The sequence below is a fragment of the Sphingobium sp. genome (genome assembly GCF_032153725.1).
Classification (GTDB): Bacteria; Pseudomonadota; Alphaproteobacteria; order Sphingomonadales; family Sphingomonadaceae; genus Sphingobium.
Genome location: NZ_JALDYQ010000040.1, coordinates 36,560 through 46,175, shown reverse-complemented (window position 1 = coordinate 46,175; position 9,616 = coordinate 36,560). Strand labels below are relative to the sequence as shown.

Below are 9,616 nucleotides of genomic sequence, written 5' to 3'. Positions count from 1 at the left end.
AACTCGCTCCGGGCGTGACGGCGCAGCAAGTCGCCGCTAAGACAAGTGCGCATTACACCCTGGCGGAGGCCATTGCGGCCGAATAAATCGCCCCGACCTCCCACGGCAGCCGTGAACTTCCATCAGGAAATCACGGCTGCCTCCGCCAGCTTGTGGACCAGCGCGCGAAAGCGCTCCAGTTCGGCGGGATTTGCGGGATCATAGGCGCGCGCGTCACCCAGCTGGCCGGCATTGCAGACATAGAACAGCGCGCCCGCCGCCACGCCGTTGAGAATGTGCATGGCCGACACCGGCCGGAACGTCCCTGCGCTCACCCCCATGGCGATCACCGCCTCGATGTCGTGCAGGGCCGATTCCGAAAAGCGCACCGGATTGTCGCCACGTGGCGCCGGATCGGCAATCAGCCGCTGGATGATCCGCGCCGCCGTCGGCCGCCCGACCAAAAAATCCAGCCAGGCATCCAACAGCGCCAACAGCCGCGCCATTGGATCATCGACCCCTTCGACGCGCTTCAGCACGAATTCATGCATCGATGCGAAAATGTCCGCATCGACCTGATCGTAAAGCTGCTGCTTGCCGGGAAAATAATAGACGATCGACGGCCGCCTGATGCCGACCACCTGCGCCACGTCCTCCAGTCGCGCGGCCGCATAGCCCAGATCAGCGAACACCTTTTCCGCCGCCTCCAGAATCGACTGTCGGGTGGCGTCTCCGCGCGGCTGCCGCGTCACCTGCCTGTTTGCGTCCGCCACCATCGCTCCTTTTCCCGCGGCCGCCGGGGCCTGCCCCTTCCTATCGGCCAAGCCGATCTCCAAAAGCAATGTTCAAGATTGAAATTCTACCTTCATGACGGTAGATATTCTACGCATAGGTAGACAAGCCGGGCGAGAAAGCGGCGACAAAGCCTGAATTTCCGAGGGGAGAAACCATGCGAACCGGGCACCTATGGTGTCGACCTCGGCATCGAATTTTTGGAGCATCCCGCGAACGGTAGGAACCGATTTTACACTCGAAACACCCTGAATGGACCCGACAGAAAGGAAATTCCGCATGACTGCATCTCCCGCTCTGGGCAATCCCGGCACACCGGTCGTCGTTACCGGCGGCGCATCGGGCATCGGCCTTGCTTCCGCAGAGGCGCTGGCCGCGGTCGGCCGCTCGGTCGCGCTGTGGGACATCAATGCCGAGGCCGCGCGCAATGCCGCCGAAATGATCGCGGCGTGCCATGACGTAGCCTCCATCGGTGTCGCCATCGACCTGCGGGACCCGGCCAATATCGCCCCGGCCCTTGACGCCACCCGGGCGAAAATCGGCGCGCCGGGCGGACTGGTCCATGCGGCAGGCACCGTCGACACCGCATCGCTGGACGGACTGACCGTGGAAAGCTGGGATGCGGGCATGGCGGTCCATCTGCGATCCTTCGCCTTCGTCACTCAGGCGATCCATGCCGATCTCGCCGCCCAGCCGGGATCGGCCATCGTCGCCATCGCCTCGATCAACGCCACGCTGGGCAATGCCATGAATCCCATCTACACGGCCGCCAAGGGAGGGATGCTGTCGCTGGTCCGTTCCTTCGCCGACCGGCTGGCGCGGGACGGCATCCGCATCAACGCGGTATCGCCGGGCCAGATCCTGACGCCCATGATGCGGCCCGCCATCGATGCGCTGCCGGACGGCTTCTTCGAAAAGCGCATCCTGCTGGAACGCATCGGGGACCCGATGGAGATCGGCCGCGTGGTGCGCTTCCTGCTTTCCGATGAAGCAAGCTATATCACTGCCAGCGAAATCGTCGTCGACGGCGGCAATATTTCGTCGCAGCGAGGATGAGCATGAAGCGTCCCGTCTTCCTTTCCGTCATCGCGCTGGCTCTGGCCGGTTGCGCTGGTCATGCGTTTCCCGAACGGGGAACAATAACGGCCCATCGAGGGGCCGCCGTCCCCTTCACTGCGGCGTCCGTGGAAAAGCTGCCGGACAGGACCTATCATATCGGCTGGCGAGCCGCCGATGCGGGCCGGGTCCGCATATTCACCGGCTCCGCTGCCAGAGGCACGACCATCGCGGAGGGCGGTTCCACTGGCGAGGCGACCGTCACCGGCCTGGACCCGAACCGGCGTTGGTTCTTCTCCCTCGTCCCGGATCGAGGCGCGCCGCTGGTCGTTGCCGATCGCGGATTGCACCTGCCCACGGCGCCCAATTTTCGCGACATTGGCGGCTATCGCACGACTGACGGCCATTGGGTCAAACCGGGCCTCATCTATCGTTCGGACCAGCTCGACCGGCTGGACGACCGGGACCTGGCCATCATCGGCGCGCTGAAACCGTCGCTGATCGTCGACCTGCGCACCGCGTCGGAGCGCGCGCGGGAACCCGATCGCCTGCCGCCGCATGCCAGGCCGTTGGTGCTGGATGTCGCCGCCGACGGCAGCGGATCGCTGGGCGGCGACATGCGCAAGGCGCAGGCGGCCATCGCCGCAGGACAAGGCGCTGAGATGCTGGTGGCCGCCAACCGGGATTTCGTATCGCTGCCCGGCGCCCGCGCGGCTTACGGCACATTGCTGCGTCGGCTGGCGGAAGGACAGGACGGACCGTTGATCTATCATTGCACCGCAGGCAAGGATCGCACCGGATGGGCGACCGCCGTGATCCTGACCCTGCTGGGCGTCCCGCGGGAGACGGTGATGGCCGATTACCTGCTGAGCAACGCCTATTTGCGGGCCAAGAATGACGCGACGGTCAAGGCGCTGGCGGCGTCGGGCGCCGCGATCGATCCCGCCTTCCTTGAACCGGTGCTGACGGTTCGTCCGGAATATCTGCAAAGCGCCTTCGATGAAGTCGAACGCCATTATGGGTCATTCGATGCCTATCTGCGCGACGGCCTGGGCATGTCGCCGCAAGATATCACCCAGTTGCGGCGCAGATATCTGAAATGAGCCGCGCGATTGAAGCAGTCCCAAGCAGGGCGGCAAGGCGCTGTCGTCAATCCTCATCGATCAGGATGCGCAGCGCCGCCCCATCGGTATCATTGAACTGACCATCGCCAAGTGCATTAAGCTCTGTCAAACCAGGCCAGGGAAATGGGCGGAGATCGCGCCACGGCCGTCAATGGCAGCCTTTCAATTCGAATTGCCACCATCGCTACGATCCGACCCGAATTTCACAAAGCTGGCCTTAGCGGCTTCAGAACCGCATGCCGCCAGGAAGAGGGCATTGGCCTGGCGATCACCTGCCTCCGCATCGCGCGGAACCACGAAATACTGCTTTACGGCAGCCGATTGAGCGAGAGGAAGCTCCACCAGCCTTTGCGCCATGGCAAGCGCCGCAGGCAGAAGCTGATCGGCCAGTTCGTCGGCCAGACCGATCGCCACGGCACCATGGCCGTCGAGCCGGTCGATACCCCAGCTCAACCGCCTGGCTCTTGCGCGGCCCATGCGTTGGGAAACCGCTTCCAGACCCCAGGCGGGGAACAGGCCAATGGGCACTTCAGGCAGGCTCCATCTTGCATCCGCTGTGGTGACGACAATATCGCATGCGGCGGCCAGCGTCAGTCCGCCGCCAATGGCAAAACCATGCACCGCCGCGATCACCGGTCGGGGAAATGCCGTGAGCAACCGCGCCAGTCTGCCCGATGCGGCCTCAAAGGCCGACCGTGCAGCGGCGTCCATCGCCGCCAAACCCGCCAGATCGCTGCCTGCGCAGAATCCTTTTCCTGCGCCGTGAATGACAATCGCGCTGATCGACGGATCATGCGCGGCCATTTCCAGCCAGGCGATCATTTGCTCGACCATGGCAGGCGACATGGCATTGCGGCTTTCGGGCCGATTGAGGCAGAGCAGGCGAATACCGGGCGACGCATCCCCGGCTGAAACCGTGATGGCGTCAGTTTCCTTCATTGCGACCATGGCTTTACTCTCCTGTTCAAGCGCCCGCCATCAGTCCAATGGCTGTTCGATCAACGCCCGCGCATTTTTCAGGAAAGGGGGAACGTGCAGGAAAGGCAAGATGCTGAGTTTCAGATCGTCAGCCAGTCCCGACACGAGGCGGGTCGAGAGAATATTCGCGCCGCTGGCATTGCGGACATAGGCCCAGACACCATAAAAGCGCAGCGTTTCCGCGCTGACCTCCTTGCCGCCAGCCGCCCGGTACCGGGCAATGAACCTGTCCCAGTCGAGTGATTGGCCGACGGTCATCTTCACATAGCCCAGCTCCTCCGCCGGATCGCCGATATGAGCGAATTCCCAGTCCACCAAGGCACTCATCCGGCCTTCGTGAAGCAGGAAATTATGGAAACCAATGTCGCCATGGATCAGGCGGGGCGTCCCCTCGCTGTCGGGGATGTTATCGAGCAGCCAGCCATAGAGCGCCACAAGGGCAGGCGATGGCGTATGCTGTTCGCGCAGGTAGAATTCGAACCAGTTGCGGATATAATGTTCCACGCAATCACGCAACGGCAGATCCCACAGGTCAGACCGGATCGTATCGGTCAGGTCGCCCAGTTCACGCAATGATTCGATCGCATGAAGCTGCGCCATCCTGTCGGCAAGGATGTCCGAAAGATCATCGGGAATGCTTGTCTGGGCGCCGAAAAAGCTTCCCGCCACATTGCCCGGCGCGCGCCGCATGACAATGAAATGGCCCCCGGGCAGCAATTCATGCTCCGTATCAAGCCAAAGGGCATCGGGAGCGGGGAAACCTCTTTCAAAGGCGGCCCGGATCACGGGATATTCGCGGTGGATGAGGTGGCATGACGTGTCCAGGCCCGCATTGTCGCCAATATCGCGGCGGATGACGAATTCTCCGGACAGGGCCTGCCCCTCCACCGCGAAAATCGTCGTCTGCTTGCCGAATCCGCCCGAAAGCGGCTGCACCTTGGTAACGGTCAGTGTCGCCTCATCGAAGCGATCGCGAAGATAGGCTGTCAATCGATCAACGGTGATTTCCGTCGCTGAATCCTCGATCGCACCAAGGGGCGTGGCCAACTGCCGTTCCCGGTCAGCCGTTTCCCATTCGACCAGCGTGGCGATCAACGCCAGCCGCTGTTCGGCCGGAAGATTGCGCGCCATTGTCGACCGGACGGCAGCCTGGGCACTGGCAAGAGTGCGAATCCAAAGTGCCTCCAGATCGGCAAGGGAGATCATTTCTTCGGACTGTTGGATCAACGCCCTGGTTTCGGCCGTATCGACGGTGGAAGCGATCCTGTCGAGCGTGTCGGAAAGCACGGCGAACTGTGCGTGCAGAAAGGCCGGGCCAGCCTTTTCCCTGGCATAAAGCAGCCCGAGACTGTGCGCCATGGAGGCCGCGCTCGATCCATCCACTCCGCTGTCGGCAAGAAGGGGCAAAAGCCTTGCGAACTCCTGGCGGGTGGCTTCCAGCAGGCGGGCGGCCGGGATAAGCATATTCTCTCCTCAAATTGGGCGCGCGGCATTTAGATCGCTTGTATATGGTATATATGCATATTCGAATCGGCGCCAGAGGCTATCATGCCATCAGCCACTTGAGGGAGCGTGCGGAAGCCAGAGCAAAACACTGGACGAAAGCGGTAAGCTTTTATACTATATGGGACGTAGGCATATATATTCGGCGGCGATGCCAGCCGGTCAGAGAGGGAATGAAATATGGCAACTGAAATCATCCTGCCCAAACTCGGCTTTTCCATGAATGAAGGCATGCTCGCCGAATGGCTGGTTGCCGACGGCGGACAGGTGAACGCAGGAGAGCCGCTTTTCGCGCTGGAAAGCGACAAGTCGACCCAGGAAGTCGAGGCGCCAGCATCAGGGACGCTCAAGATACTCAGGCAGCCGGGCGAAACCTATGAGGTGGGAACGATCCTGGGCGAAATCATCTGATCGCACTGCCTGCCACCCGACCGGCGGTAGAGAATGAACGATATATCAGGAGGGGCGTTTCAGGCGCCAAATCACTATGAAGCGTACTGACAGGGTCATCATCACCTGTGCCGTCACCGGCTCGATCCATACGCCCACCATGTCGCCGCATCTGCCCATAACCCCGGATCAGATCGCCGCAGACGCGATCGCCGCCGCGGAAGCCGGGGCGGCGATGCTGCATCTCCATGCCCGGAACCCGGAAACCGGCCAGCCGTCGCAGGACCCGGAACTGTTCCGGCAATTCCTGCCCCGGATCAAGCAATCCTGCGACGCGATATTGAACATCACGACCGGCGGCGGCCTCGGCATGAGCCTGGATGACCGGCTCGCCCCCGCCAAGACGTTCAAGCCCGAAGTCTGTTCGATGAACATGGGGTCGGTGAACTTCAACATCTCCGGCGCGGGCGCGAAGATCGACAATTGGCAGCTCGACTGGGAAAAACCCTATCTGGACATGACCAAAGACTTCATCCTGTCCAACACATTCGCCCAGATCGAACGCGCCATGACCGAACTGGCCGAGCAGGGCACGCGGTTCGAGTTCGAATGCTATGATGTCGGGCATCTCTACAATCTGGCGCATTTCGTCGAGCGCAAGATGGTCGAACCGCCCTTCTTCGTGCAGGGTGTGTTCGGCATATTGGGCGGCCTTGGTCCCGATCCGGAAAATGTCATGCATATGAAGACCACCGCCGACCGGCTGTTTGGCGAGGATTATATCTTCTCCGCGCTGGCCGCCGGAAAGCATCAGATGCGACTGGTGACGCTCTCCGCGCTGCTGGGCGGATCGGTGCGCGTCGGGCTGGAGGACAGCCTCTATGCAGGCAAGGGCGTGATGGCGACGTCCAACGCCGTGCAGGTCGCCAAGATCCGTCGCGTGCTGGAGGAACTGAGTCTGACGGTGGCGACGCCCGCCGAAGCCCGCGCGATGATGCAGACAAAGGGCGGGGACAATGTCGCTTTCTGACGCCATCGGCGGCGGCAAGGGGATGGGGGACATGCGGGGCATGGCCCTCTCCGAAGGACCGCCATTGGACGAAAGGGGGCTGATCCTGCCGTCCGAATATCCCAATGTCTTCGCCGCGAAAACACCGGACAAGCCCGCCATCGTCTTCGGGCCGCATTGCTGGACCTATGCGGAGCTGGATCGCGGCTGCAATGCGGCGGTCAGCCTGCTGCGCGAATTCGGTGTCGGGCCGGGCGGGCGCTTCGCCTATATGGGCAAGAACAACGATCTGTTCTTCCTGCTGCTGATCGGCGCGATCCGCGCGCAGGCGGTCATGGTGCCGGTCAACTGGCGCAACACCGCGCCGGAAACCCGCTATGTGCTGGCGGATAGCGGCGTGACGCTGGTGGTGGCGGATCGCGAATTCGAAGCGCTGGTGGCGGAGGCCGACAGCCACGGCCTGCCGCGCATCATCGTTGATGAGGGGGGACCGGAAGGGCTTCGCGCGCGCATCGCGGCGTCGGCCCCCGCACCCCGTGTGCCGCTCGATCCCCGCGCGCCCTGCCTGCAACTCTACACCAGCGGTACCACCGGCAAGCCGAAAGGCGTGCTGACGTCGCAATATGCCTTTGGCATCCATCGGCATATCGAAACCATGTCTGGCTATTTCGATGACTGGGGCGATGACGAGGTGCTGCTCTCCCCGCTGCCGGCCTTCCATATTGGCGGCATGTCCTGGGTCTGCACGGCGCTGGTTCGGGGCGCGACGGCCCATGTGATCGCCGACACCAATCCCGCGACGATCCTCAATCACTGTCTGGCCGACGGGATCACCCGCACCTTCATCGTGCCGACGCTGGTGCGCGCGCTGATCGGGGAGATGGATGCGCGCAATGTCCACGTGCCGACGCTGCGCGGCATTCATTATGGCGCGGCGTCCATGGACCCGGCCCTGCTGGAACGGTCGGTCGACAGGCTGGGATGCCGCTTCCTGCAATATTATGGCATGACGGAAATTTCCGGCACCATGTCGATCCTTGGGCCGGATCAACATGATGCCGCCAATCCCGCTCTGCTTCGCTCGGTCGGGCGGCCGTTGCCGGGTTTCAGCATTGCGATCCGGGGACCGCAGGGCGAATTGCTGCCGATCGATACGCCGGGCGAAATCTGGGTGAAGGGGCCGAGCCTGCTGATCGCCTATTGGAACAGGCCCGAAGCGACGGCGGAAGCTCTGATCGACGGCTGGTACCGTTCCGGCGACGGCGGGAAGCTCGACAGGGATGGCTATCTGTTCCTGACCGACCGGATCAAGGACATGATCGTGTCGGGCGGCGAGAATGTCTATCCGGCCGAGGTCGAGGCCGTGCTGCGCGATCACCCCGCGATCCTCGATTGCGCGGTGTTCGGCCTGCCGCATCCCAAATGGGGCGAAGGCGTGACGGCGTCGCTGGAACTGCGTCCCGGCCATCAAGTCGATATCGAAGAGGTCATGGCCTTCGCGCGCAAATCGCTCGCCGCCTATAAAATCCCGCGCCGGATCGAGGTGGGGACGCCCCTGCCCCGCACTGCATCCGGCAAGGTGCAGCGCGCCCTGATCCGCAAATATTTCATGGACCGGGACCAATGTTGACGGGAAACGGCAAGAAGGGATCAAGCCAATGTATCTGATCGCGCGACTGGAGCTATCCTATGCCGGTGTCATGGATTTCATGGCCATCGCGCCCAAGGTGAGGGAAAAGATGGAAGCGCGCGGTTGCCGCATGCTGCACGCCATGGTGACGGACATAGACAGGCTGAATACCGTCATCCACATCTGGGAGGTTCCTGACGCGAACAGCTATTTCGCTGCCGTCGACGCGCTGAAGGCCGACCCCGATTTTCCGGAGATCGTCAGTGCGCTGGCCCGCGCTGTGGTGAACGAGACGCTCTCCTTCGCCTCGGACACGCCCTACGCACCCGCGCGCGCCTGACCAGCGAGAAAAAGAGGATATTGTATGACACGACTTGCAAACAAGGTTGTCATCATCACGGGCGGCGCACGGGGACTGGGTGGGGGCGCAGTGGACGCCCTATGCGCGGAGGGTGCTAAAGTCGTCATAGCCGATATTCTCGACGAAGCGGGTGAAGCTCGCGCAGCACAACAGATCGCCGCCGGTCATAGCGCCCGTTACGCGCATCTCGACGTACGGGATGCGGATGGCTGGTCCGCCCTGATTGACGACACATTATACCGCTGGGGACGGATAGACTGCCTGGTCAACAATGCGGGCATCAATATTCCGATCGATATCGAGGAAGCGACAGTCGATCAGTTCCGTGCGATCCTGGACGTCAATCTGATCGGCGCCTTTCTGGGTACCAAGGCCGTGCTGCCCGCGCTGCGGCAGAGTGGCGGCGGCTCCATCATCAACGTCGCGTCCAACTCCACCCAGATGGTGCTGCCCACGACCTCCCTCTATGGCGCGAGCAAGGCGGCGCTGGCGAACCTGACCAAGACGACCGCCGTGCATTGCGCTCTGCGGGGCGACAAGATCCGGGTCAATTCCATTCACCCCGGCGCGCATATGACCGAAATGCTGGAAAATCCGCAGGTTCAGGCGATGCCGCAGGTGCGCGCTCTGGTCAACGCCATACCCATGGGCCGCATGGGGCTGCCCGCCGAATTCGGCAAGCTGGTGACATTTCTGGCATCGGATGACGCCAGCTATATGACGGCGGCCGAACTGTTCACCGATGGCGGGCTGACGGTCGTGTCCTTCGCCGATCCTTCAAGAGCCTGAGACGG

10 protein-coding genes are annotated in these 9,616 nt (G+C 62.5%); 7 read left to right on the top strand and 3 right to left on the bottom strand.

The window, feature by feature from the left end:
- Nucleotides 1–122: 122 nt before the first annotated feature.
- Entirely contained in the window at nt 123–752 is a 630-nt protein-coding gene (locus RUH75_RS13940) for a TetR/AcrR family transcriptional regulator (protein ID WP_313806941.1), read from the bottom strand.
- A 298-nt stretch (nt 753–1,050) separates the two neighbouring features.
- Here RUH75_RS13940 and RUH75_RS13935 point away from each other — a divergent pair, with 298 nt between their 5' ends.
- Both RUH75_RS13935 and RUH75_RS13930 read left to right on the top strand, forming a co-directional pair.
- On the top strand, nt 1,051–1,827 hold the full coding sequence (locus RUH75_RS13935; RefSeq protein WP_313806939.1) for an SDR family oxidoreductase: 777 nt from the start codon (nt 1,051–1,053) through the stop codon (nt 1,825–1,827).
- A gap of 2 nt (nt 1,828–1,829) precedes the next feature.
- Nucleotides 1,830–2,930: a tyrosine-protein phosphatase gene (locus RUH75_RS13930; protein WP_313806937.1), complete on the top strand. Its 1,101-nt coding sequence runs from the start codon at nt 1,830–1,832 to the stop codon at nt 2,928–2,930.
- Nucleotides 2,931–3,113: 183 nt separating this feature from the next.
- On the opposite strand, the gene RUH75_RS13925 is transcribed toward RUH75_RS13930, so the two are convergent.
- On the bottom strand, nt 3,114–3,899 hold the full coding sequence (locus RUH75_RS13925; protein ID WP_313806935.1) for an enoyl-CoA hydratase/isomerase family protein: 786 nt from the start codon (nt 3,897–3,899) through the stop codon (nt 3,114–3,116).
- Between the two features lie 30 nt (nt 3,900–3,929).
- Entirely contained in the window at nt 3,930–5,393 is a 1,464-nt protein-coding gene (locus RUH75_RS13920; RefSeq protein WP_313806933.1) for a phosphotransferase family protein, read from the bottom strand.
- A 219-nt stretch (nt 5,394–5,612) separates the two neighbouring features.
- Between RUH75_RS13920 and RUH75_RS13915 the strand changes: the two genes are divergently transcribed.
- The 5 genes from RUH75_RS13915 (at nt 5,613) to RUH75_RS13895 (ending at nt 9,611) form a co-directional block, all read left to right on the top strand.
- A complete protein-coding gene (locus tag RUH75_RS13915) occupies nt 5,613–5,843 on the top strand; it encodes a lipoyl domain-containing protein (protein ID WP_313806932.1) in 231 nt (76 codons plus the stop codon).
- 76 nt (nt 5,844–5,919) lie between these two features.
- A complete protein-coding gene (locus RUH75_RS13910) occupies nt 5,920–6,852 on the top strand; it encodes a 3-keto-5-aminohexanoate cleavage protein (protein ID WP_313806930.1) in 933 nt (310 codons plus the stop codon).
- Nucleotides 6,839–8,461, top strand: a complete 1,623-nt coding sequence (locus tag RUH75_RS13905) for an AMP-binding protein (protein WP_313806928.1) — start codon at nt 6,839–6,841, stop codon at nt 8,459–8,461. The genes RUH75_RS13910 and RUH75_RS13905 overlap by 14 nt, the downstream gene beginning before the upstream one ends.
- Before the next feature lie 28 nt (nt 8,462–8,489).
- The gene (locus RUH75_RS13900) at nt 8,490–8,801 is read left to right on the top strand and encodes an NIPSNAP family protein (RefSeq protein ID WP_313806925.1); all 312 of its coding nucleotides are present in this window, start codon (nt 8,490–8,492) and stop codon (nt 8,799–8,801) included.
- Between the two features lie 24 nt (nt 8,802–8,825).
- Entirely contained in the window at nt 8,826–9,611 is a 786-nt protein-coding gene (locus tag RUH75_RS13895; RefSeq protein ID WP_313806923.1) for a glucose 1-dehydrogenase, read from the top strand.
- The last annotated feature ends 5 nt before the right edge of the window (nt 9,612–9,616 follow it).